The following is a 24,303-nucleotide window of genomic DNA, read 5'->3' on the forward strand; positions in this document are numbered from 1 at the left end:
GGGCTTCGGGCTTCGGGCTTCGGGCTTCGGGCTTCGGGCTTCGGGCTTCGGGCTTCGGGCTTCGGGCTTCGGGCTTCGGGCTTCGGGCTTCGGGCAGTCTCCGTCACATCGGGTTCGCTGCCAACCGCTCGTAGCTCGTAGCTCGTAGCTAACGTAGCCGTGTCACCATGGCGTCGAGCACGCCGAACAGCCATTCCTTGAGGCGCTGCATGCGGGGCCGCCGCGACCAGGCCTTGGGGTCGATCTCCCGGCTGGCGGCGAAGTGTCGCTCGAAGAGCGCCGCCACCTCGGCGGCGAAGCGGGTGTCATCCACCTCCTGGTTCGCCTCGAGGTTCCACTGCAGGCTCCAGTGGTCGAAGTTGCAGGACCCCAGGCTCACCCAGTCGTCGGCCAGCGAGAACTTGGCATGGATGAAGATGGGCTGGAATTCGAAGATCCGCACACCGGCGCGTAGCAGCCGCCCATAGAAGCGCTGCCCGGCATAGCGCACGCCAGGATGGTCGTGGTGGGCGTCGCCGGGCAGTAGTAGGCGCACGTCCATGCCACGCCGGGCCGCCTGCACCAGGCGCCGCCGGAGGCTGAGCGTGGGTACGAAGTAGGGGGTGCAGATCCAGATGCGGCGCTGCGACTCGCCGATTTGACGCTGCAACGAGTGGCGGATCGCCTGGTAGCGGTAGCCCTGCCCCCACACCACGCGACCGCGCATGCCATGGTAGTCCGTATAGACCCGGGGGTGGGCCTCGATCCCCCGCACCAGGGAAGCGTCGCCACGGCCCCGAGTCATCGGCGAGTCCCAGAGACGACAGAACAGCCGCACCCAGTCGGCGACCACCGGCCCCTCGATACGCACCGCCAGCTCATACCAGGCCTCGAGGAACGCATCCACAGCCCCGAAACCACCGGTGAAGGCCACCTCGCCGTCCACCACCACCAGCTTGCGATGATCGCGGGTCAGATTGCGGGCCAGGGAGTGGAACCCCAGAGGATTGAACAGCCTGAGTGCCACCCCGCCGGCTTCCAGCCGACGACGATCCCCGGCCGCCAGGCTCATGGCCCCGTAGCCGTCGAGCAGCAGCAGAACGGTCACGCCCCGTGCCACGGCCCGCTGTAGGACCTCGATCAACGCCGTGGCCAGGCGCCCCGACTCCATCAGGTAGAGCTCGATCAGGATCGAGTCGCGAGCGTGCTCGATCGCCTCGAACATCGCGGGCAGAAACCGTGTCGCCTCGGGCAGCAATGTGAAGTGGTTGCCGTCCCGCCATATACCTTGCATGACCTTCATCCCTGTCGGACACGACGGGCATTGACGCATGTTTGTCTAGCCATGGAAAGCCGTCTCGACTGACCGGTCCAGACCGCATCGCTATACTGGCCACTCACCCCCGGCGAAGGCGGACCCATGGCCCCTGCCAGGACCTTGCGCACCCTGCTACGTGTCCCGCTCAAGCGGCTGCTGGCCGCCTGGGTGGAGATTCGATTGATCGAACCTTCCCCCGAGACGCTAGACCTCGACCCGGCCCTGCCCACTCTTTATGTCCTGCCCCGCGCCGCGCTCTCCGATACTCTGCTGCTGGAGACGCTGACCCGACGTCACGGCCTGCCCGGGGCGAGCGGACGCCGTCCTCTTGGGGGGCGCGAGATCGACGCCTGCCTGGCCCTGCCGTCGCCGGCCCGGCGTCGTTGGCGATGGGCCTTTCGCCCCCGATCTCCTTTCCTGCCGCTGATCGAGGCCTGTCGGGCCAGTGGGCAGGATGTACAGCTGGTACCGGTCAGCGTCTTCTGGGGGCGCGCGCCCGGCAAACCGTTCGGCATCTGGCCACTGCTGGCGTCCGACAGTTGGCGACTCACCGGTCGCCTGCGACGCCTGCTGTCGGTGGTGGTCAACGGTCGCGATGTGGAGGTCTACCTCGGCACACCGCTGCGCCTCGCGGCGCTACTCGATGACCGCGAGACCGAGCTGAACGGGCGCAAGCTCGCCCGTCTGCTGCGCGTCCACTTCCGGCGCCTGCGCACCCGAGTGCTCGGCCCGGATCTCTCCCATCGGCGAATGCTAATCGAGGGGGTGGTGACGAGCCCTGAGGTACAGCGGGTGATCGACGAGGTGGCCACGGCCGAACACCAACCGCCGGCACGCCTGGCGCGGCGTGCCCGACGCTACGGACGCGAGATCGCCTCGGACATGACCTATCCGGTGATGCGCTTCCTCGCCGGGGCGCTGAAGCACCTGTGGAACCGCCTCTACGATGGCGTCGAGGTGCACGGTCTGGCGCGGGTCAAGGCCCTGGCCGGCGACCATACGCTGGTCTACGTGCCCTGCCACCGCAGCCATATCGACTACCTGCTGCTCTCCTACGTCCTCTACCAGGAGGGGCTGATGCCGCCGCACATCGCCGCCGGGCGCAACCTGGACATGCCGCTGATCGGACCGCTGCTGCGCCGCGGTGGCGCTTTCTTCATGCGCCGCGGCTTCCGCGACAATCGCCTCTATGGGGCGGTGTTCAACGAGTACCTGCACCGCCTGCTCGCCAGGGGCCATCCGCTGGAGTACTTCATGGAAGGCGGTCGCTCGCGTAGCGGTCGCCTGCTGCCGGCACGGCCGGGCCTGCTGGCCATGACCCTGCGCTCCTTCCTGCGCAGTCGCGCGGGGGGCGGCCAGAGCGTGGTCTTCGTGCCGGTCTACCTCGGCTATGAACGGATCCTGGAGAACGCCAGCTACCAGCGTGAACTGCGCGGCGCGCGTAAGCGCAAGGAGTCGCCGCTGGCGCTGCTCGGCGTACTGGGTCGGCTGCGCCAGCCCTTCGGCCGGGTCGCGGTCAACATCGGCGATCCGCTGTCGCTGGACACCTTCCTCGACGAACATGCCGCCGACTGGCGCCAGGCATCCGGTACGACACGTCCCGCCTGGCTCGCCACGGTGGTTCCCCGACTGGGCCGGACACTGGCGCAGCGGATCAACGCCGCCGCCGCCCTCAACCCGGTCAACCTGGTCGCCCTGGCCTTGCTGGCCACGCCGCACCATGCCCTCGAGGCCAGCCAGCTCGAACGCCAGCTCGCCCTGCTGGTCGCCCTGCAGCGACGCCTCCCCGGGGGACCGGCGCTCAATCTGCCCGACGGCACGCCCGCCGAGTGGCTGGCCCGGGTGGTGGCGCTGGGCATGGTCGAGCGCCGCACCCACCCCCTGGGTGACCTGGTGGTGGCGAGTGCCGACCAGGCCGCCCTGCTGGCCTGGTATCGCAACAACGTATTGCACCTCTTCGCCCTGACCGGGCTCACCGCCTTCGCCTTTCGCCACCAGCCGTTCCATCGGCTCGACGGGCTGGAGGCCCTGCTCGCCCCGGCCTGGCCGAGCCTGGCCCGGGAGCTCTCGGTGGCCTCCCCCCGCCCCCTGCACGAGGCCCTGGAGAAGACGCTCGAGGCGCTGGCCGCCGAAGGCCTGCTGGAGCGGGAAAGCGATGGCTGGCGCCGGCCCCGGACCTCCCTGGCGGCCGGCGAACGGCTGAAGATGCTGGGCCGCCTGATGCAGCCCCCGCTGGAGCGTGGTTACCTGCTGCTCTCGGTGCTGCTCGGCGCCCCCTCAGGCCATTTCAGTCGCGAGGCACTGACCGAGCGCAGCCGCCAGTTGGCCGAGCGACTGGCCCTGCTCACCGGGCGCGATGCGCCGGAATTCTTCGATACCCGGCTGTTCGCCGGGCTGGTGGAGAGCCTGGTGGAAGACGGCTGGCTGGACGAGCGGCAGGAGCGGCTGTGGTTCGATGACCGCCTGCGCGACGCGGCCTACCGCTCGCAGGCCCTGTTCGACCCGACCCTGCGCCATCAACTGCAGCTGGTGGCTCGCCCCTGAGCTCAGTCGGCCAGCGCCCGGTGCACATAGAGGTCATAGCGACTGGTCTTGCCCGCGATGACATGGCGCGGCGCCGGTCCGGCGATAGGCGGCGCCTTGCGCGGCCGCTTGACCACCACCCGGTGGGTCGCCACGTCCAGGGCAGCCTCCAGCAGGCGCGGGGCATCCGTGTCGTCACCGGCCAGGTCGCGGAACAGGCGCATTTCCTTCTTGACCAGCGCCGACTTTTCGCGATGGGGGAACATCGGGTCCAGGTGGATCACCTGGGGCGTCACGCCACTGTCGACGACTAGCGACACGAGGTCGCGGGAGGCATCGCCATGGGCGAGACACATCCGCGCGGCGATCCTGCGGACCTCGGGATCGGATGCGGCCCGGGCACGGGCCAGGCCATCCTCCAGCAGCGCGGCGATCGCCGCCACCCGCTCCACCAGCAGTACCTCGGCGCCGAGCGTGGCCAGCACGAAGGCGTCACGCCCCAGGCCGGCGGTGGCGTCCACCACGCTGGGGGTCACCCCCTTGGCCAGCCCGCAGGCCCGGGCCACCAGCTGGCCACGTCCCCCGCCGAAGCGCCGCCGATGCGCCGCCTTCCCGGTGACGAAGTCCACCAACAGGGGATGGCCATAGCGCTTGAGGTCGCCGGCCAGCACCAGTCGCCCATCGTCGCGGCGCAGCACCAGGGGCGTCGCCTGGCCGGCCGGCGAGGCCTGTTCGGGTAACGACCAGCGCTTGGCCAGCGCGGTTTCCCCCTCGACGGCGACCGGCACCTGGGTCATCGGCTCTTCTGCCAGGCGACCCAGTTGCGCAGATAGACCGGCTGCACCTCATGGGCGAGCCGCCCCTCCCCTTCGGCGAAGGCCTCGGCGGCCAGCAGCACCATGTCCTCGGCGGACGCTTCCATCTCGGGCAGGCACTGGCCCAGCGCGGCCTGGACCTCGGCGGACATGCTGTCCCATAGCATCCAGCCTGAGCCGACCCCCACCCAGTCATGGTCGTCATGGCCCAAGGGCAACCGCAACCGTCCGGGGGGCATCACGGCCTCCTCGCTCAGGGCGTCCACCCCACCCTCGCGACACTGCCAGGCGGCCACGTAGATCTCGCCCATGCGGGCATCCAGAGCGGTGACCAGGTAGCGGTAATGGTGGCGGCGATGGGCCCCTAGCGCCAGGGCCTGCAGGGTCGAGACCCCGAGCAGGGGCCGGTCCAGACCGAAGGCCAGCCCCTGGGCGGCCCCGGCGGCGATGCGCAGGCCGGTAAAGGAGCCCGGGCCCCGGCCATAGGCCACCGCGTCCAGGGCCGACGCCGACAGGCCGGCCTCGGCCAGCACCTCATCGACCATCGGCAGCAGTCGGCGAGTATGCTCGCGAGGGGTCAGCGCGAAGCGGGAGAGCAGCTCGTCATCGAGGCCCTCGCGGCGGCGCAGCAGGGCGGCGGAACAGGCGCGCGAGGAGGCATCCAGGGCCAGCAGGATCGGCATGAGACAGATATCGTAGCAAGAAATGTCGAGGGCATTATACGCCCGCCATGCCCGACGACGAAGGCCCGCACAGGGCGGGCCTTCGCGACACGGCGGAATGGGGGATCAGCCTTCCAGGGCCTTGGTCACCTGGGCGGTGATATCGTCGACGCTGCCCACGCCTTCCACCCGGTGGTAGGCCGGGGCCGCCTCGGGGTCTTCCTTGGCCCATTGCCGGTAGTAATCGACCAGCGGGGCGGTCTGCTCATGATAGACCGCCAGGCGGTTGCGCACCGTGCTCTCCCGGTCGTCGTCGCGCTGGATCAGTGGCTCGCCGGTCACGTCGTCCTTGCCTTCCTCTTTCGGCGGATTGTGGTCGACATGGTAGACACGGCCGGAGGCGGGGTGGACGCGACGGCCGGCCAGGCGATTGACGATTTCCTCGTCGGGCACGGCGATCTCGAGCACATGGTCGATCTTCACGCTCGCCTCCTTCATGGCATCGGCCTGAGGAATGGTGCGGGGGAAGCCGTCGAACAGGAAGCCGTTGGCGCAGTCGGGCTGAGCGATGCGCTCCTTGACCAGGGCGATGATGATGTCGTCGGACACCAGGCCGCCACTGTTCATGATCTCCTTGGCCTTGAGCCCCAGCTCACTGCCCTCCTTGACCGCGGCGCGCAGCATGTCGCCGGTGGAAATCTGCGGAATGTTGTAACGCTCGCAGATGAACTGGGCCTGGGTGCCCTTGCCGGCACCCGGGGCGCCTAACAGGATCAAACGCATCTGGCTGCTCCTTGAAGTGTGAATCGCAGTACGAAGAAAGGGGTGAAACGAACGATAACCGCGGCGTCCCCGGCAGACAAGCAAGCGACGCCCGAAAATCCGGCCAGGGGCAAAAAGTTTCCCTGTATTTCATGGCATTAGTCGCTGAATTACACTTTGGTCTCCCGCGACCGGCAATCACCTTGCCCAAAACGACGACGGCGCCGCAGGGCGCCGTCGTCGAATCTCCTCACCGGCCGTGCCTCACAGCAACAGGCGACGAATGTCGGTGAGCACCTGGCCGAGAAAAGCGGTGAAACGGGCCGCATCGGCGCCGTTGACCGCCCGATGGTCATAGGAGAGACACAGCGGCATCATCAGCCGCGGCGCGAAGTCGGCCCCATTCCACACCGGCTTCATCTGCGCCTTGGAGATGCCGAGGATGGCGACCTCCGGGGCGTTGACGATGGGCGTGAAGGCGGTACCGCCGATCGAGCCCAGGCTGGAGATGGTGAAGCAGCCACCGGTCATCTCCTCGCGCTTGAGCTTCTTTGACTGCGCCTTGCCGGCCAGCTCCACGGACTCCTTGGCCAACTCGATCAGCGACTTCCGGTCGGCATCGCGGATCACCGGCACCATCAACCCGTCCGGGGTATCCACGGCCACCCCGATGTGCACGTACTTCTTGTGCACCACGGTTTCGCCGTCGCTCTTCAGGCTGACGTTGAACTGCGGGAACTTCTTCAGTGCGAAGGCACAGGCCTTGATCAGGAAGGGCAGCGGCGTGAGCTTGGCGCCCTGGGCCTCGGCCTCGGCCTTCATCGACTTGCGGAAGGCCTCGAGCTCGGTGATGTCGGCCTCGTCGAACTGGGTCACGTGGGGCAGATTGACCCAGCTGCGGTGCAGGTTGGTGGCGCCCATCTTCATCAGGCGCCCCATGGGCTTTTCTTCCACCTCGCCGAACTGGCTGAAATCCTGATCCGGGATCGGCGGGATGCCGCCCCCCGCCTGGGCCGCCGGCGCGGCGGCCGGGGCCTGGGCCTTGCCCGCCATCACCTGCTTGACGTAGGCGTGGACGTCTTCCTTGAGCACTCGGTCCTTGGGCCCGCTAGGCTTGACCATCCCCAGGTCGACGCCGAGCTCACGGGCCAGCATGCGCACCGCCGGACCGGCGTGGACCAACTTGCTATCGCGGGGCTTGTGGGCCGCCATCTGGGCCTCGGGGCTCGGTGAGCCCGAGGGTGTGGCCGACGGCTTGTCGGCACTGGGGGCCGGTGCCTCGGCCGGCTTCGCCGCGCCTTGCTGTGGCGCCGCCTTCTGGGGCGCGGGCTTGCTGCCGGCCACCGGGGTGCCGGCCACCTCGATATAGCCGATCAGGTCGCCCTCGGAGACGGTGTCACCCTCCTTGACGGTCAGCTCGATGAGCTTGCCCTTGTAGGGGCTCGGCACGTCCATGGAGGCCTTATCGGACTCCAGGGTGATCAGCGGGTCCTCTTCCTCGACCTCATCGCCGGCGCTGGCCGCGATCTCGATGATCGGCACATCGCTGGACCCCGAGAGATCCGGCACGCGGATTTCCTTGCGCTCCGGCTCGCCGGAAGACGCTTCTTCCTCTTGCGGCTCGGGCTTCTCCGCCTCAGGCGCGGCGGCAGCAGGCGCCTCGGACGGAGCTTCATCACTCCCCTCTCCCGCGACTTCCATGGTGCCGATGACGTCGCCCTCGGAAACGGTGTCCCCTTCCTTGACCGTCAGGCTGACCAGCTTGCCGGCATGGGGGCTCGGCACGTCCATGGAGGCCTTGTCGGACTCCAGGGTGATCAGGGTATCTTCCTCGGCGACCTCATCGCCTTCGGCCACCGCCACCTCGATGATCTCCACATCGGAGGAGCCGCCGAGATCGGGCACCTTGATGTCTACGGTACGGCTGCCGCCAGCCTTGGCCGCGGGCTTCTCCGCCTCGGGCGCCTTCTCGCGCTCGGCCGCCGGGGCCTCGGCAGTCTCGCCGGCCTCACCGCCGGCATCGCCACTCCCCTCGGCCTCGAGTTCGACGATATCGTCGCCCTCTGAGACGCTGTCGCCCTCCTTGACCAGCACCTTCAGTACCTTGCCGCCCTTGGGGGCCGGCACGTCCATGCTGGCCTTGTCGGACTCCAGCGTGATCAGGGTGTCCTCGGGCTCGATGACGTCGCCTTCCGACACCGCGATCTCGATGATTTCCACATCGGTATCGCCACCGATGTCGGGCACTTTGATGATTTCGCTACTCAAGGTCGCGCTCCTTCAAACTCTTGACGGGGGCGGGTCCCTCGGGCCCGCCATGCCACCGGATCAGCCGGTCGACGCCTCACACCTCAAGCGGGTTGGGCTTATTGGGGTCGATGCCATACTTCTTGAGCGCCTCGCCCACGACCTTGCGATCCAGCTCACCGCGATCGGCCAGCGCCTTGAGCGCGGCCACGGTGACGAAGTAGCGATTGACCTCGAAGAAGTGACGCAGCTTCTCGCGGGTGTCGGAGCGGCCATAACCATCGGTGCCCAGCACATGGTAGTCGGCGGGCACCCAGGCACGAACCTGGTCGGCGAACAGCTTCATGTAGTCGGTAGCGGCGATCGCCGGGCCCTGACGCCCCTCCAGGCACGCCGTGACATGCGGCTTGCCCGACTCGGCCTCGGGATTGATGAAGGCCTGGCGGTCGATCTCGAGGGCCTCGCGGCGCAGCTCGTTGAAGCTGGTGACGCTCCAGATGTCGGCACCCACGCCCCACTCCTCGGCGAGCAGCTCGGCGGCGGCCTCGACCTCGCGCAAGATGGTGCCCGAGCCCAGCAGTTGGACGCGCCCTTGATCGCCACGAGTCTCGCGCAACAGGTACATGCCCTTGATGATGTCCTCGGCGGGCACCTTATCGAGCGCGGGATGCTCGTAGTTCTCGTTCATCACCGTCAAGTAGTAGAAGCAGTTTTCCTTGTCGGTGAACATGCGCTTCAGGCCATCCTGGACGATCACCGCCACCTCGTGGGCATAGGTGGGATCGTAGCTGCGGCAGTTGGGGATCATCGAAGCCTGCAGGTGGCTGTGGCCATCCTGGTGCTGCAGGCCCTCGCCGTTGAGGGTGGTACGACCGGCGGTGCCACCGACCAAAAAGCCCCGCGCCTGCATGTCACCGGCCGCCCAGGCCAGGTCGCCGATGCGCTGGAAGCCAAACATCGAGTAGTAGACGTAGAACGGCAGCAGCGTGGTGGCGTTGTTCGAGTAGGAGGTCGCGGCGGCGATCCACGCCGACATGGCCCCGGCCTCGGAGATGCCCTCCTCGAGGATCTGCCCCTTCTGATCCTCCCGGTAGAACATGATCTGCCCCTTGTCCACCGGCTCGTACTTCTGCCCCTCGGAGGTGTAGATCCCCAACTGGCGGAACATGCCCTCCATGCCGAAGGTGCGCGCCTCGTCGGGAATGATCGGCACCACCCGGTCGCCGATCTTCTTGTCCTTGACCAGGCCATTGAGGATGCGCACGAAGGCCATGGTGGTGGAGACCTCGCGCCCCTTGGACCCCCCGGTCTGGGTGGCGAAGGTCTTGTCCTCCAGCGCCGGGATCGGCAGCGGATCGATCTCGCTGCGACGCGTCGGCAGGTAGCCGCCCAGGCGTTCGCGCTGCAAGTGCATGTACTTGAGCTCGGGGGAGTCGTCCTCGGGCTTGTAGTACGGCACCTCCTTGAGCTGCTCGTCGGACAGCGGAATACCGAAGCGGTCGCGGAACTTCCTGAGCGCCTCGTATTCCATGGTCTTGACTTGGTGGGCCTCCATGGCGGCCTCGCCTTCGCCGCCCCCCATGCCGTAACCCTTGACGGTATGCGCCAGGATCACGGTGGGCCGGCCATTGGCGTTCTGGGTCGCCTCATGGTAGGCCGCATAGACCTTGAACGGATCGTGGCCCCCCCGGTTGAGCTTCCAGATGTCCTCGTCGGACAGGTCCTTGACCATCTCGGCGGTTTCCGGGTACTTGCCGAAGAAGTGCTCGCGGGTGTAGGCACCGCCGAGGGCCTTGTAGTTCTGGTACTCGCCGTCGACCGCCTCGTCCATGCGCTTTTGCAGGATACCTTTCTTGTCCTTCTCGAACAGCGGATCCCACAGGCGGCCCCAGACCACCTTGAGCACGTTCCAGCCAGCGCCGCGGAACACGCCCTCGAGCTCGTCGATGATCCGCGAGTTGCCGCGTACCGGGCCATCGAGACGCTGCAGGTTGCAGTTGACGACGAAGATGAGGTTGTCGAGCTTCTCGCGGCTCGCCAGGTGGATGGCCCCCAGGGATTCCGGCTCGTCGCACTCGCCGTCCCCCATAAAGCACCAGATCTTGCGATCGTGCATGGCCTTGAGTTCGCGCGCATCCAGGTACTTCATCACGTGCGCCTGATAGATGGCCTGGATCGGCCCCAGCCCCATGGACACGGTGGGGAACTGCCAGAAGTCCGGCATCAGCCAGGGGTGAGGGTAGGACGAGAGCCCGTCGCCGTCCACCTCCTGGCGGTACTTGTCCATCTGCTCTTCGGTGAGACGCCCCTCGAGGTAGGCACGGGCATAGACGCCCGGCGCCACGTGCCCCTGGATATACACCAGGTCACCCTCGAAATCACCGCTGGGGGCGCGAAAGAAGTGGTTGAACCCCACGTCATAGAGCGTCGCCGCCGACATGAAGCTAGCGATGTGCCCGCCCAGCCCCGGATGGGCCCGATTGTTGCGGATCACCTGGGCAATGGCGTTGTAGCGGATCAACGAGCGGATGCGCCGCTCCATGAAGAGATCGCCCGGCATCGGTGCCTCGCGGTGCACCGGGATGGTATTGCGATGCGGGGTGGTCACCGAGAAGGGGACCTGCATGCCGTCACGCCGCACACGGTCGGCCAGGCGGGTCATCAGGTACCGGGCACGACCCTCGCCCTCACGATCCAGCACCGATTCCAGGGAGTCCAGCCATTCCGTGGTTTCGACCGGATCGAGATCCTCTCTTGTCTCCAGACTCATAGACGTCTCTCCGAATGACGATGGGGACTACCACCCCACGGGTGGGGCGAATAACGCTGCGGTTCGATAGGAACCGTAAACGCCATTGTGTAGTTGTTTTACAAGACAGTGCGGACCTGCCGCCACATGCGGGCGAAGATACCGGAAACCCTACCTTCTGCCAATCCAAGATATATTGGAAATGGCTTCCATAAATTTAACATTGCACCTCAGCACAGGATGTTACCGCCTTCCTACCTCGGGAACCGACCTGATGTCAGGCAGTTGTAGCCCAACTACCGTATGAATCGAACGTGCCAAACGCCGTGAACGATCAAGCGCCCCGATCGCGTAGTCTTTCCAACGTCTGGCGGAAGAAGGCCCAGTCGAAGGCGGGGCCCGGGTCGCGCTTGCGCAGTGGGGCGACGTGGGCATGGCCGGTGATACGCTCGGCCGTGAGGGCCGGGTAGGCCGTCAGCAGGGACGCGGTGGCCTTGGCCAGCGCTCGGTACTGGGCGGCGGTGTAGGGAGTGACCTCGTCGCCTTCCAGCTCGATGCCCACAGCGAAGTCGTTGAGCGCCTGGCGCTCGCGCGTGCCGTCCCGCCATCGGGAACGACCGGCATGCCAGGCCCGCGCCTCGAAGGGCACGAACTGCACGCATTCACCGTCGCGACGGATCAACAGGTGCGCCGAGACCTCGAGCCCGGCGATCTCGGCGAAGAAGGGGTGCGCGGCCGGGTCCAGGCGGTTGGTGAAGAGTCGCTCGATGCTGTCGCCACCGAACTCGCCCGGTGGCAGGCTGATGGAATGCACCACCAGCAGCGAGACCTCTCCTTCCGGGCGCTGATCACAGTTGGGTGAGGGAACCCGGCGGGCCCCCTCGAGCCATCCCGCTCCGATATGCATGGTGTTCCCCTGACGTCGATGCATGATTTTCCCCTATAATGGCCGCTTCACGCTTCCCAGCACAGAGACGCGCTCGCCATGCACTATCAGGACGCCCTTGCCGAAGAGATTCGCAACAGTGCCGCCCGCCTGCTGGCCGAAGATGTCGGCCCTGGCGACATCACCGCCCAGCTGATTCCTGACCGCCGCTGGGCCACGGCCCGGGTAATCACCCGCGAGGCCTGCGTGCTGTGCGGCGTGGCCTGGGTCGACGAGCTGTTCCGGCGGCTCGATGCCCGGGTGGTGCTGCGTTGGGCCGCCGCCGACGGCGACCGCCTCGCGGCCGACCAGGCGTTTTTGACCATCGAAGGCCCGGCACGCAGCCTGCTCACCGGCGAGCGCGCCGCGCTCAACCTGCTGCAGACCCTGTCGGGTACGGCCACCCGCACCCGTCACTATGTGGACCTGCTCGAGGGTACCGGGGTAAGGCTGCTGGACACCCGCAAGACCCTGCCCGGGCTGCGCCTGGCCCAGAAGTATGCGGTCACCTGTGGCGGGGGGCACAACCACCGCATCGGTCTCTATGATGCCTTCCTGATCAAGGAGAATCATATCGCCGCCTGCGGGGGCATCGCGGCGGCCGTGAAGGAGGCCCGCGGCATCGTCCGCGACCTGCCGGTGGAGGTCGAGGTGGAGACCTTCGCGGAGCTCGACCAGGCCCTGGCCGCCGGCGCCGACGTGATCATGCTCGACAACTTCGGCCTCGACGAGCTGCGCGAGGCGGTCCGCCGCACCGCCGGCCGGGCCACCCTCGAGGCCTCCGGCAATGTCGATGACTCCACCCTCAGGGCCATCGCCGAGACCGGGGTGGACTGCATCTCCAGCGGCGCCCTGACCAAGGACGTCAAGGCCGTCGACCTGTCGATGCGCATCGCCGAAGAGGACGCCTGACGCCCGCATGAGCGACATGTCCCACGAGGCCTTCGCGATGACGCCCATCGGGTACCTCGAGAGTGACTTTCCCGACAAGTTCGGCATTCCCCGCCAGCCGGGCCTCGCCGAGGCCGCCCGGGCCCGCCTGGTGCTGACCCCGCCCTTCGACGACCCGCTAGGCGTACGCGGCCTGGAGGCCTTCAGCCATCTGTGGCTGACCTTCGTCTTCCACCGCAGTCCCGAGCGCTGGACGCCCCTGGTGCGCCCACCGCGCCTCGGGGGCAACGCCAAGGTGGGGGTCTTCGCGAGCCGCAGCACCCACCGGCCCAACCGGCTGGGGCTGTCGCTGGTCGAGCTCGACGACATCGACACAGGCGGCGGGGTGAGCCTGACACTTCGCGGTGCCGACCTGGTGGACGGCACCCCGGTGCTGGACATCAAGCCCTACCTGCCGTGGGTCGAGGCACGCCCCGAGGCCCGAGCCGGCTTCGCCCCGGCCCCCCCGCCCGCACTCCCCGTGCGCTTCACCCGCGACGCCGAGGCCGCCCTCGCCACTCGGACGGACCGTGACACCCTGCGCGCCTTGATCACCCAGGTGCTGGCCCAGGATCCCCGCCCCGCCTACCGCCGGGGAGCCGAGACGCGGGTCTACGGGGTATCGCTGCGTGACGTCGACGTGCGTTTCCGGGCCGTGGCCACCGCCGAGGACGAGACGTTGCTGGAGGTGGTCGAGATCGTGGCGGTGTAGACGCCGGAGACGACGATGCCTTCACCGGGAGGGCATCGGAGGTAGGCCGGATAAGCCGATGGCTCAGTCGAACTCGACGCCGATGCGACGGCCCACTTCCTCATAGGACTCGATCACGTTGCCCAGCCCCTGACGGAAGCGGTCCTTGTCGAGCTTCTCGCGGGTCTTGGCATCCCACAGCCGGCAGCCATCCGGGGAGAACTCGTCACCCAGCACGATCTTGCCCTGGAAGACACCGAACTCGAGCTTGTAGTCCACCAGCAGCAGGCCGCCGTCGGCGAACAGCGCCTTGAGCACCTCGTTGACCCGGAAGGTCAGGGCCTTCATCTCGGCGAGTTGCTCGGGGGTCGCCCAGCCGAAGGTCTCGGCCAGGGACTCGTTGATCATCGGGTCGTGGAACTCGTCATTCTTGAGGAACAGCTGGAAGGTCGGCGGGTTGAGCTCGCGGCCTTCCTCCACGCCGAGGGTCTTGACCAGGCTGCCCGCGGCGAGGTTGCGTACCACGCACTCCACGGGGATCATCTCGAGGTTCTTGACCACGCACTCGGTATCGGAGAGCAGGCCTTCGAAGTGGGTGGGAATCCCCGCCTCCTGAAGCTTGCCCATGATAAAGGCATTGAAGCGGTTGTTGACCTTGCCCTTGCGCTCGAGGGACTCCATGCGCCGGCCATCGAAGGCGCTGGTATCGTCGCGGAAGTGCAGGATCAAGCGATCCGGATCATCGGTGGCGAAGACCGACTTGGCCTTGCCGGCATAGAGTTCTTGGCGCTTTTCCATGGGAAGCCTCCACAGGCGGTAGATAATAGGGTGCGGGTGTCAGGTGATCGCCTGCCAGTCCAGCCCCGGGTCCTGGGCGGCCATCGTCAGGCGTGAATCGTCGCCGTCGAGCAGGGGCACCAGGGCCTCCAGGGCCAGTTCGGGGCGGTTGTTGTGTTCCGACAGGTGCGAACAGACGATGCGCTGCAACCGGTCCAGCCCCAGCCGCCGAAGGAGCCAGGCGGCCTGGGCGTTGGCCAGGTGGCCCCACTGGCCACCGACCCGGCGCTTGAGGCGCGGCGGGTAGGGACCGGTCTGCAACAGGTGGACATCGTGATTGCACTCCAGCAGCAGGGCATCACAGCCGCGGAAGGCCTCGATGACATGCACGCTGGGATGGCCCAGGTCGGTGAGCAGGCCGAGGCGCCGGCCGGCGGCGGCCAGGCGAAACTGCACCGGTTCCCGGGCATCATGGGGTACGGTGACCGGGTCGATCTCGATCCCCTTCACCCGGAAGCGCGCCTGAGGGGTGATCCAGTGACGAGAGGGCACCTCGCCGAGCCTGCCCGACAGCCAGGTGCCCGGCGTCAGATAAACCGGGACGCCGTGGCGGCGCGCCAGGGGGCCGACGCCGCGCAGGTGGTCCCTATGCTCATGGGTGACCAGCACGGCATCGAGCTGCCCGGGATGCAGGCCGAGCCGGGCGAGGCGCCGCTCGGCCTCGCGCAGCCCGAAGCCACAGTCGACCAGCAGGTGTGTCTCGCCGTCGCTGACCAGAGTGGCATTGCCCTTGCTGCCGCTGCCCAGCGAGGCGAAACGCAGCCGGTCGCGTGCCCCTGCCGTCGATGCCGCTGCTTCCATCAGCGCAGCAGGCTCGCCATCCGCTCGAGCAGTTCTCGCCGATCCTCGGCGGAGAGCTCGTCCGTGTCGGCGGGCCGGACGCGCAACACGGTCCGCTCGGGACCCCTGGCCTCCAGCACTACACGGATGCGCTGTGGCGATTCCTGGCCCAGGCTGACCAGGGTGCCCAGCAAGCCGGTGCTGCGCTCGCTCAGGGTCATGTAGTCGACCAGGAAGGTATGCGCCTTTGCATCACGCTCGATCAGCTCGCGACGTCCCGCCACCGAGAAATCGGCCGCCAGCTGGTGGCTCAGCTCGGCCCAGGTACGATCGATGTCGACGGGCACCATCACCTGCCATTCGCCTCCCTGCTGCATGAGGCGCGGACGGGGATAGTCCCCGACCGGCTGGGTCGCCAGGGACGAGGCGCTGGCGGCCACGTGGCGCGACGCGAGATGCCGCGACAGGGCCTGCAGACAGCGGGACACCGGCCTGCCGCCCTGCTCGCAGCGCACCTCGCTGACGCCAGGGCGCAGGCCAGGATGCACGACGAGCCGCACCTGGTCGGTCTCGAGTACGCCGCGGGCAGAATCGCGGTTGACGACCTCGAGACCGCGCAGACGGGCGAAGCGCTCGAGCTCGGGCCACACCGCCGCTGGCTCCGCGCCGACCACCAGCCAGCGCTGCTCGCCGATCTCGCGACGCTCCACGGCCCCGGCCTCTAGCCCACGGGCGGCCGAGAGCGGCTGCGGCCGCGGCGCCTCGAATGCGTCGCCCCGAGTCTGGAGCGGCACCGCGGCCTCGGGCACCGGCATGGCGTCGCGGTAACGTCGGGACTCGCGGGCGTCCGGCAGCACCAGGGGCGCACTCTCCTCGGCCTCGACGTAGTCGGCCTGACGGTCATCGTAGTAGCCCTCCCGGGCACAGCCGGCCAGAGCCAGGGCGATGACCGCCGTCAGCGGCATCCATTTCAGCGCAGCGCTCACTCCTCCACCACCCCGGCCAGTTGCATGGCCTCGCTGACGGTGGAGTGGTACTTCTCCGACAACCAGGTGAGCGGCAGGCGGATGCCTGGCGCCATGAGCCCCATGTGATTCAGCGCCCACTTCACCGGGATCGGGTTGGACTCGATGCCCAGGTTGGTGTGCAGGGGCATCAGGCGGGTATTGATCTGGTGGGCCCGATCGGCCTGCCCGGCCACCGCCGCCAGGCAGAGCTCGTGCATGGCGCGCGGGGCGACATTCGCGCTCACCGAGATGTCGCCGTGGCCCCCCATGAGCATGAACTCGCAGGCGGTGGCATCATCACCAGAGTAGAGCATGAAGCCGCTGCCCTCGAGGCGCGCGATGAGGTCCTCGGCACGCTCGAGGTTGCCGGTGGCATCCTTGAGGCCGATGATGTTGTCCACCTTAGCCAGGCGCAGCACGGTCTCGTTGTAGAGATCGGAACAGGTGCGGCCCGGCACATTGTACAGGATCACCGGCAGCTTGCTGCCCTCGGCCACCGCCTTGAAGTGCAGGTAGAGCCCTTCCTGGGTCGGCTTGTTGTAGTAGGGACACACCGAGAGGCAATAATCGGCCCCCACCTCGCTGGCATAGCGCGCCAGCTCGACCGCCTCCGAGGTGGCGTTGGCGCCGGTGCCGGCGATCACCGGAATGCGACCATCGACCTCCTCCACCACGGTACGGATCACGTCGAAGTGCTCGGCGAAGGACATGGTGGTCGGCTCACCGGTGGTCCCCGCCGCGACGATGCCATCGGTCCCGTTCTCGAGGTGAAAGTTCACCAGGCGGCGCAGGGCCTCCCAGTCGATGTCGCCGTTAACCTTCATCGGCGTCGCCAGCGCGACGATACTACCCGTGATCATCCTCTCGATTCCTCTCGCTTCGCCTGCATTGCCGCCTCGGTGGCCGCGGCCATCGTTCAGGGGGGGAGCCGGCCCGACACCGAAGGCCGGACACCAGACGACAAATGGTACTCAGCGGCCGTGACCCTGTACAGCCGCGACTTTACAGCGCCCTGCACAGCGCCCTGCGGGTTGCGTGTAATCAGGGGTTTGTCTCGCCCCATCTTCCGGAGGAACGCCCATGAGCGTCAGCATCGGCCAGCCCGTTCCCGACTTCACCGCCACGGCCACCGGCGACACCCTCGTGACCCTGTCGGCTCGCACCGGGGTCACTTATCGGCCAGGGCCTTGTCGGTCTGCAGCCGCTGGCGCTGCTGGATGCCCCGAGGCCAGGCATAGACCAGCGCCTTGAGCAGGGTCGCCAGGGGAATGGCGAAGAAGACCCCCCAGAAGCCCCAGATGCCACCGAAGAACAGCACCGCCAGGATGATCGATACCGGGTGCAGGTTGACCGCTTCCGAGTACAGGATCGGCACCAGCACGTTGCCGTCCAGCGCCTGGATCACGCCGTAGGCGATCAGCACGTAGAGGAACTCGTCGCTGATGCCGAAGTGGAAGCCGGCCACGGCTGCCACCGGCAGGGTGGCCACCGCCGCGCCGATAAAGGGGACCAGCACGGATAAGCCCACCAGCACGGCCAGCAGGGCCGTGTAGGGCAGCCCGAAGAAGGCGAAGGTGAAGAAGGTCACGGTGCCGACGATGGCGATCTCGGTGACCTTGCCGCGCACGTAGTTGGCGATCTGGTCATCCATCTCCTGCCAGATGCGGGTCATCAGCTCGCGGCGCTGCGGCAGCAGGGAGACGGTGAAGCTTACCAGGCGATCCCGGTCCTTGAGCATGAAGAACACCAGGATCGGCACCAGTACCAGGTAGATGATCAGGCTCACGACATTGCCCAGCGAGGCCAGCGACAGGGTCAGGGCGCGCTGGCCGAGCTGGGTCACCTCGCGGCCGGCCATGCCGATCCAGTCCTGGATCTGGTCCGGGGTCACCAGCTGGGGATAACGGGCCTGGAGGTCATCCAGCAGCCGCTGGCCGCTGGCAAACATGCGCGGCGTCTCCTGGACCAGGTTGACCAGCTGGTTCCAGATCAGCGGCAGCAGCACCAGCGCCATGGCCAGCAGGACGCCGATGAAGGCCAGATAGACGAGCATCACCGCCAAAAAATGCGGCACATGGCGACGCGTCAGGGCGTTCACGCCGCCCTGCAGCAGGAAGGCGATCACCAGGGCGGTGAGGAAGGGGGCGAGCATCCGCCCGAGCCAGATCACCACGGCAAACCCCAACACCAGCACCACCAGCAGGATCAGCGCCTCCTCGTCGGAGAAGTAGTGCTCGACCCAGCTACGGAACACCGACCTCAGGGTCATGGGGCCTGCTCCCCCCCCTTGCGGATCCAGTAGTGGTAGACATCGCCACGTTCCTCCCGGCCCAGCATCTCATGGGCACTCTGGGCCACGAAGGTGTCGAAGTCGCGCCAGGAGCCCGCATCGGTAGCCTGCACTTCCAGCAGCTGGCCAGGCGTGAGGCGGGCGAGCGCCTGCTTGGCCTTGAGCAGCGGCAGTGGACAGGGAAGACCCCGGGCGTCGAGCACATCATCGGGTTGCACAGCCATGTTGTCTCCCAGGAAAATGCCAGAGGCATGCCGAAGGCCCCTCGGGCTCTAGCCGGCATGAATCCTAGGGATTTAAAGGCACTTTGCAGGGTGAATCAATGTCACAGCCTCATCTTCACCCGAGGCGATGCCATCGACGAGGAAGGCCATGCTGCGACGATCACTAGCCGGTGTCACCCTCGGCGCCCTGTGTCTGATGCTCCCTCTACCCGCGCCGGGCGCTGGCGACTACGGGCTGCCCAGCCTGGTCAGCAACAGTACCCAGGCGGTCAGCGGCGAGGAGTTCCGTCTCGGGCGCGCCTGGCTGCGCCAGTTCCGCGCCCATGCTCCGGCCTGGCAGGACCCCATCGCTCAGGACTACGTGGAGTCCCTGGTCGCCCGACTGCTCCCTCATAGTAGCCTGATCGGCCTCCAGCCCATCGTCACCCTGGTCGCCAGCGAGCGACTTAACGCCTTCGCGGTCCCCGGCGGGGTGATCGGCGTCAATGCCGGTCTCTTCGCCTTCGCGGAGCAGGAGGCGGACCTGGCCTCGGTGGTCGCCCACGAGCTCGGCCACCTCTCGCAGCGCCACTACGCCCGAGGCAAGGCGCGAGCCGAGCAGACCCAGATCCCGGCCATGGCCGCCATGCTAGCCGGCATGCTGATCGCCGCCGGGGGCGGCGGCGATGCCGGTATCGCCGCCGCCATGGGCTCCCAAGCCGCGCTGTTTCAGGATCAGCTGGCCTACTCGCGGCGTTTCGAGCAGGAGGCCGACCGCATCGGCCTGCAGGCCATGGCGGATGCCGGCTACCGGCCGCAGGCCATGGTCGAGATGTTCCGCGCCATGCAGCGCCTGGTCAGTCTGCAGGGCGGCAACCCACCGGAATTCCTGCTGACCCACCCGGTCACCGAATCACGCATCAGCGATGCCCAGGACCGTGTCGATCAGTTGCCGTCGGTCGCCGGGGAAACGAGCCTCGAATATCACCTGGTCCGGGCCCGGGCTCTGTTGGCCATCCATGACCATGATGCTCCGCAGGCTGCGACCCGGCTGGCCCGCAGCGAGGCGCCCCCCCCGGCCCGCCGCTACCTGGCGGCGCTGACCGAGGCCCGGGCCGGACAGACCGACACCGCGCTGCGCGAGCTCGATGCCCTGGCCCGGCAGCTCCCCGACCTCGCTATCCTGCCGGCCACAGCGGCGCGTGTCGCCTTCGAGGGGGGCCGCGTCGAGGCGGCCATCGAGCGCAGCCGACGCCTGCTGCGCCTGATGCCCGATCACCCGCCGACCCGTCTGTTGCTGGGCGAGGCCCTCCTGCAGCGCGACCCCGACGAGGCCTGGCGCGTGTTGCGCTCGCTGGCCGACCAGCGCCCCGAGGACCCGCAGGTCTTCACCCTGCTCGCCGAGGCCGCCGGACGCAGCGGCCGTGAGGCCTGGGGGCACCTGGCCCGGGCCGAGCAGCTGCAGCTCACCGGCCGCATCGACCGGGCCATCCGCCAGCTGGAGGTGGCACGCCGGGTCGCCGAACGCGAGGGGGACCGCACGGCACAAAGCCGCATCGCCCAGCGCCGTGAAGCCTTCCTCGGCTACCGAGAGACGCTGGAGGAGTTTCAGTAACAGCTGCGGGCAACGGGCAACGGGCAACGGGCAGGCCAATGATGTAGAGGACAAAAAGCCCGTGACATCCGTCACGGGCTTTTGCTCGTAGCTCGTAGCTCGTAGCTCGTAGCTCGTAGCTCGTAGCTCGTAGCTCGTAGCTCGTAGCTCGTAGCTCGTAGCTCGTAGCTCGTAGCTCAGGAATTGAAGTTGAGCATCCGCTCCAGGGGCTTCAGGGCGGCGAGACGCAGGGCGTCATCGACGAAGATCTCGCCGCTGCCGTCACGCAGGCTGCCGGCCAGGTTGTCTAGGGCGTTCATCGCCATCCAGGGGCAGTGGGCACAGCTCTTGCAAGTGGCACCGTTGCCGGCGGTGGGCGCCTCGAACAGGGTCTTGTCCGGCACCGCCTGCTGCATCTTGAAGAAGATGCCGCGGTCGGTGGCCACGATCAGCTTGTCGTTGGGCAACTCCTTGGCCGCCTTGATTAGCTGGGACGTCGAACCCGCCACGTCGGCCAGCTCGACCACCGATTCCGGGGACTCAGGGTGCACCAGCACCGCCGCCTCCGGATAGAGGCCCTTGAGGTCCTCGACCCCCTTGGCCTTGAACTCCTCATGGACGATGCAGGCACCGTCCCACAGCAGCATGTCGGCGCCGGTCTGCTTCTGGATATAGCCGCCCAGGTGCTTGTCCGGGGCCCACAGGATTTTCTCGCCGCGGGCCTTGAGGTGCTCGATCACGTCCACGGCAATCGACGAGGTCACCACCCAGTCGGCGCGGGCCTTCACCGCCGCCGAGGTGTTGGCATAGACCACCACGGTGCGGTCGGGGTGGGCGTCACAGAAGGCGCTGAACTCCTCGGCCGGGCAGCCCACGTCGAGCGAGCAGGTGGCCTCCAGGGTCGGCATCAGCACACGTTTCTCCGGGGAGAGGATCTTGGCCGTCTCGCCCATGAAACGTACCCCGGCCACGACCAGGGTCTCGGCCTCATGCCGGGCACCGAAGCGCGCCATCTCCAGGGAATCGGCCACGCAGCCACCGGTCTCCTCGGCGAGCTGCTGGATGGCATCGTCGGTGTAGTAATGGGCCACCAGGACGGCATTGTTCGCCTCGAGCAGCGCCTTGATCTCCTCGATGCGGGCCTCGTCCTCGGCGGGAATACGGGTAGGGCAATAGGTACGTGCCAGCTGGTCGCGCAGCTCGGCACGGGAAGTCATGATCGTCATCGTGTCTACCACTGTGACCGGCAGGGGCTCCCCCTGCGTTACACCAGGTGCCGCCGCTCGTGCGCTCCGCACGGTGCAGCACGCCACAGGGTCAACCGCCGCGTCTCTCGCCATGGCCGACCCACGCCCATTCTAGACCAGATTGCCCGGCCAGTGTTCGATTCGCGTCAGAAATCTGTCACCCCGTGCGCCTCATCGGCGGGTACCGCGTAGAACAGGCAATCGCTACGGGCGATCTCAACATGGGTGGTGGCCATGAACAGGCGCAACGGGTGGCGAGGATAGAGACCGCCGCCGCGCTCGCACAACAGCTGCCGAATGCGGTCCTCGCCGCGGGCGTCACGGGCCTGCAGCGTCGTCAGCCCTCTCCGCCCCAACCAGCCGAGGCACACGTTCGGCATGGTCACGCCTTGATTGCATGCATCGATACGCGACCACAGCGTCACGTCCATGCCGGGTTGCGGCGTCCGCGCGTAGTCGAGGCTGGCACCGGGGGCAAGCTCCACGCGCAGCGGATGCACCAGCACCTCGAGGGCGGGATCGGCCTCCAGGCCCGTCACGTCCTGCCACTCGGCCAGCTGCCGGTAGGCCTCGATCGCCACCTCCACGGAGGCGGGCTGCATGGCCCCCCCACACTCGAGGGTGAAGACGGGACACCCGGGGGGGAACGGATGGGTGAACGGCAACTCCATCAGGCTACCCAGGCGGAAGTCGGTGACGATCAGCCGGTCGCAGAAATGGCTCGCCAGGGCCTCGACGTGGGGGTCACGGTGCGTGGCGACCGCGAAGGCAGGACCGTCGCCCGAGGTATTGTGCACATCGATCACGCATTCCGGGCAGCGCGCCACGATGTCCCGGGCGATGGCCTGGGCAAGCACGCCGGAGGCATCCGCCCAGGGCGGTCGAAAACAGCGGTTCAGGTCCCGGCCGGCCGGGGCGATACGGCGAGTGAGCACCGGCGACGCCAGCGCTGCCTCGACGTTGGCCACCAGCACCGCCAGGCGGGTCTGTGGTCGCGGGCGCTCCGCCAGCCAGCGATGCAGCGCCAGCAGGCCGGAGGGCTCGTTGCCGTGCAGCAGGGTGGTGATCACCCGGCAGCGCTGGTCATCGATACCGGACAGCTCGATCCAGGTGGGACCATCGAGTGACGCAAGCCAGGCCACCACATCGTGGTGATCGACGGGGGGGTCGACAAGGACAGGCAGGGTCGATGACAGCGTCGATGACACGGTTCACACCTCCGTCGACCAGTGCGCCACGGGTTGGTTGGTAGCCACCGCCTCGCAATAGCGCTGGACCACCAGGCGACAGGCCTCGAGACGCTGGACGCCTCGCTGCTCGAACTGCGCCAGCATCCGGCGCTGCCAGCGGGCCCCACTGGTACGCGTTGCCAGACGCTCCTCGATCACCGCAAGATAGCGGCCGACGTCGGCGTCCGTCACCCCGGCGGCGCGCAGGCCCGACCAGGCATAGGGCAGCAGCCTCTCCAGGAGTTCCACGACCGGCACCTCCACCAGCCGATGGTGCTGACGATGGGGCCACAACAGGCAGGCATCCAGCCCCGCCCGGGCAGCGCGATAGAAATTATGCTCCGCATACCGGAAGGGGATGGCGCTCACCCATCTCTCGACGTCATCGCGCATCCCCAGCACCAGGCCCAACATCAAGGCCGTGTTGGCGACCATGTCTTGCGCGGTCGGCCCCGCCGGCAGGGAGCGGATCTCCACCCGCAGGTGCCCCCCGTCGACGGGGTCATAGACCGCCCGATTCCAGGACCAGATGGTGCTCATGTGCAGGCGCAGCTCTGCCAGTGGCGGTGCGTCCTCCCCGGGACACCACGCCTCGGGTGGCGTGTCACTGTTGCGGGGGATCAGCGGCGGATGCAGGGCGACCGCCTCGGCGAACAGCTCCCAGGCACTGCGGCGCATCCACCCCTGGCCGAAGGCGACCCGTGACGGCTGTTGCCAGCGCCCTCTGCCGTGGGCGCGACAGTCCACCGACTGCGGGAACAGGGCGATGCGGGTCTCGTCCCACAGGCGCCGCTGCAGGAACAGCGGGGAGTTGGCCGCCAGCGCAAGCACCAGTGGCGTCACCAGTTGCACGGTGTTGAAGGTCTCGGCATAGCGTGTCGGCGTTACCCGCAGGTGCACCTGGAAGGAGGTATTGGCGCCCTCGAGCACCACGTGAGCGCTGGAGACGTGGACACTGTCCACACCGTGAATCTCGACGTCGAAGTCCTCGCCACGCAGCCGCTTGAGGGCCCGCTCGAGCGCCCGATAGCGCGGCAGATCGGTCATCGCCCGGGGGCCGAGGTCGTCGCGTCGCAGGGTGGGCAGGATACCGATGGGGATGATCTGTCCCTGGTAGGCCGCCGCGGCCTTCTGCAAGCGTGCCAGGGCCTGGCATAGCTGTCGCTCCAGGGCCTGCAGGGGGGAGCCTGCCAGCGGCAGGGGGGTGAGGTTGTATTCGATGTTGAAGCGGTTCAGCTCCAGCTGCAGCTGTGGATCCTGCAGGGCCGCCATGAGCTGCCGGTTGATCGGCAGCACGCGCCCGTCGCCATCGGCGATATAGGTCTCCAGTTCCGCACCGAGGCTTGGCTCACCGCTCCCGAACCCCGGCTGGCGCAGCAGGGTCTGCAACATGGCAAGACTGGTCTGCAGGCGCTCGTCGAACCGCCTGGCCTCGGCCTCCGTGAAGTCGTCACGGTCCACGCTCGACCCCATCGCCCGGCCCCCTGTCAATGTCCGGCATCATTGTCAGTCTAG

The 24,303-nt window shown here is 67.6% G+C and carries 20 protein-coding genes; 4 read left to right on the forward strand and 16 right to left on the reverse strand.

Features of this window, described 5'->3' with window-relative positions; genetic code table 11:
• Positions 1 to 148: 148 nt before the first annotated feature.
• Entirely contained in the window at positions 149 to 1,273 is a 1,125-nt protein-coding gene (locus tag FHR94_RS09220; protein WP_183325396.1) for a phospholipase D-like domain-containing protein, read from the reverse strand.
• Positions 1,274 to 1,399: 126 nt separating this feature from the next.
• On the opposite strand from FHR94_RS09220, the gene plsB reads away from it, so the two are divergent.
• On the forward strand, positions 1,400 to 3,841 hold the full coding sequence (gene plsB, locus FHR94_RS09225; RefSeq protein ID WP_183325398.1) for a glycerol-3-phosphate 1-O-acyltransferase PlsB: 2,442 nt from the start codon (positions 1,400 to 1,402) through the stop codon (positions 3,839 to 3,841).
• Positions 3,842 to 3,843: 2 nt separating this feature from the next.
• Here plsB and FHR94_RS09230 read toward each other — a convergent pair whose 3' ends face one another.
• From FHR94_RS09230 to ampD, 6 genes are all read right to left on the reverse strand, one after another.
• Positions 3,844 to 4,617, reverse strand: coding sequence for a class I SAM-dependent methyltransferase (locus FHR94_RS09230; RefSeq protein WP_183325400.1), 774 nt, complete (start codon positions 4,615 to 4,617; stop codon positions 3,844 to 3,846).
• Positions 4,614 to 5,318, reverse strand: a complete 705-nt coding sequence (gene tsaB, locus FHR94_RS09235; protein ID WP_183325402.1) for a tRNA (adenosine(37)-N6)-threonylcarbamoyltransferase complex dimerization subunit type 1 TsaB — start codon at positions 5,316 to 5,318, stop codon at positions 4,614 to 4,616. Before tsaB ends, FHR94_RS09230 begins: the two co-directional genes overlap by 4 nt.
• 105 nt (positions 5,319 to 5,423) lie before the next feature.
• Complete coding sequence (adk, locus tag FHR94_RS09240; protein ID WP_183325404.1) at positions 5,424 to 6,080, reverse strand: adenylate kinase; 657 nt, start codon at positions 6,078 to 6,080, stop codon at positions 5,424 to 5,426.
• Positions 6,081 to 6,323: 243 nt separating this feature from the next.
• Entirely contained in the window at positions 6,324 to 8,327 is a 2,004-nt protein-coding gene (gene aceF, locus FHR94_RS09245) for a pyruvate dehydrogenase complex dihydrolipoyllysine-residue acetyltransferase (RefSeq protein ID WP_183325406.1), read from the reverse strand.
• Positions 8,328 to 8,403: 76 nt separating this feature from the next.
• On the reverse strand, positions 8,404 to 11,076 hold the full coding sequence (gene aceE, locus FHR94_RS09250) for a pyruvate dehydrogenase (acetyl-transferring), homodimeric type (RefSeq protein WP_183325408.1): 2,673 nt from the start codon (positions 11,074 to 11,076) through the stop codon (positions 8,404 to 8,406).
• Between the two features lie 313 nt (positions 11,077 to 11,389).
• Entirely contained in the window at positions 11,390 to 11,962 is a 573-nt protein-coding gene (gene ampD / locus FHR94_RS09255; RefSeq protein ID WP_183325578.1) for a 1,6-anhydro-N-acetylmuramyl-L-alanine amidase AmpD, read from the reverse strand.
• A 78-nt stretch (positions 11,963 to 12,040) separates the two neighbouring features.
• Here ampD and nadC point away from each other — a divergent pair, with 78 nt between their 5' ends.
• Entirely contained in the window at positions 12,041 to 12,892 is an 852-nt protein-coding gene (gene nadC / locus FHR94_RS09260) for a carboxylating nicotinate-nucleotide diphosphorylase (protein ID WP_183325409.1), read from the forward strand.
• 7 nt (positions 12,893 to 12,899) lie between these two features.
• A complete protein-coding gene (gene tsaA, locus FHR94_RS09265; protein ID WP_183325411.1) occupies positions 12,900 to 13,622 on the forward strand; it encodes a tRNA (N6-threonylcarbamoyladenosine(37)-N6)-methyltransferase TrmO in 723 nt (240 codons plus the stop codon).
• A gap of 63 nt (positions 13,623 to 13,685) precedes the next feature.
• Here the strand turns inward: tsaA and purC are convergent, their stop codons facing one another.
• The 6 genes from purC to FHR94_RS09295 all read right to left on the reverse strand — a co-directional run bounded on the left by purC (position 13,686) and on the right by FHR94_RS09295 (position 18,739).
• On the reverse strand, positions 13,686 to 14,399 hold the full coding sequence (gene purC, locus FHR94_RS09270; protein WP_183325413.1) for a phosphoribosylaminoimidazolesuccinocarboxamide synthase: 714 nt from the start codon (positions 14,397 to 14,399) through the stop codon (positions 13,686 to 13,688).
• 39 nt (positions 14,400 to 14,438) lie between these two features.
• Positions 14,439 to 15,239, reverse strand: a complete 801-nt coding sequence (locus FHR94_RS09275; protein ID WP_183325415.1) for an MBL fold metallo-hydrolase — start codon at positions 15,237 to 15,239, stop codon at positions 14,439 to 14,441.
• Positions 15,239 to 16,204 (reverse strand): lipoprotein-34, encoded by a 966-nt coding sequence (locus FHR94_RS09280; protein ID WP_343064654.1) that lies wholly within the window; start codon positions 16,202 to 16,204, stop codon positions 15,239 to 15,241. Before FHR94_RS09280 ends, FHR94_RS09275 begins: the two co-directional genes overlap by 1 nt.
• Positions 16,201 to 17,085: a 4-hydroxy-tetrahydrodipicolinate synthase gene (gene dapA / locus FHR94_RS09285; RefSeq protein WP_183325417.1), complete on the reverse strand. Its 885-nt coding sequence runs from the start codon at positions 17,083 to 17,085 to the stop codon at positions 16,201 to 16,203. The genes FHR94_RS09280 and dapA overlap by 4 nt, the downstream gene beginning before the upstream one ends.
• Positions 17,086 to 17,393: 308 nt before the next feature.
• Complete coding sequence (locus tag FHR94_RS09290) at positions 17,394 to 18,494, reverse strand: AI-2E family transporter (RefSeq protein ID WP_183325419.1); 1,101 nt, start codon at positions 18,492 to 18,494, stop codon at positions 17,394 to 17,396.
• Complete coding sequence (locus FHR94_RS09295) at positions 18,491 to 18,739, reverse strand: sulfurtransferase TusA family protein (RefSeq protein WP_183325421.1); 249 nt, start codon at positions 18,737 to 18,739, stop codon at positions 18,491 to 18,493. The genes FHR94_RS09290 and FHR94_RS09295 overlap by 4 nt, the downstream gene beginning before the upstream one ends.
• Before the next feature lie 148 nt (positions 18,740 to 18,887).
• Between FHR94_RS09295 and FHR94_RS09300 the strand changes: the two genes are divergently transcribed.
• Complete coding sequence (locus tag FHR94_RS09300; RefSeq protein ID WP_183325422.1) at positions 18,888 to 20,333, forward strand: M48 family metalloprotease; 1,446 nt, start codon at positions 18,888 to 18,890, stop codon at positions 20,331 to 20,333.
• Positions 20,334 to 20,509: 176 nt separating this feature from the next.
• Here FHR94_RS09300 and nadA read toward each other — a convergent pair whose 3' ends face one another.
• The 3 genes from nadA to FHR94_RS09315 form a co-directional block, all read right to left on the reverse strand.
• Positions 20,510 to 21,538, reverse strand: coding sequence for a quinolinate synthase NadA (gene nadA / locus FHR94_RS09305; RefSeq protein ID WP_183325424.1), 1,029 nt, complete (start codon positions 21,536 to 21,538; stop codon positions 20,510 to 20,512).
• A gap of 167 nt (positions 21,539 to 21,705) precedes the next feature.
• Complete coding sequence (locus FHR94_RS09310; RefSeq protein ID WP_183325426.1) at positions 21,706 to 22,767, reverse strand: M14 family metallopeptidase; 1,062 nt, start codon at positions 22,765 to 22,767, stop codon at positions 21,706 to 21,708.
• A 3-nt stretch (positions 22,768 to 22,770) separates the two neighbouring features.
• A complete protein-coding gene (locus tag FHR94_RS09315) occupies positions 22,771 to 24,261 on the reverse strand; it encodes a glutamate-cysteine ligase family protein (RefSeq protein ID WP_183325427.1) in 1,491 nt (496 codons plus the stop codon).
• Between the last annotated feature and the right edge of the window lie 42 nt (positions 24,262 to 24,303).

The organism is Halomonas cerina (assembly GCF_014192215.1).
Classification (GTDB): Bacteria; Pseudomonadota; Gammaproteobacteria; order Pseudomonadales; family Halomonadaceae; genus Halomonas; species Halomonas cerina.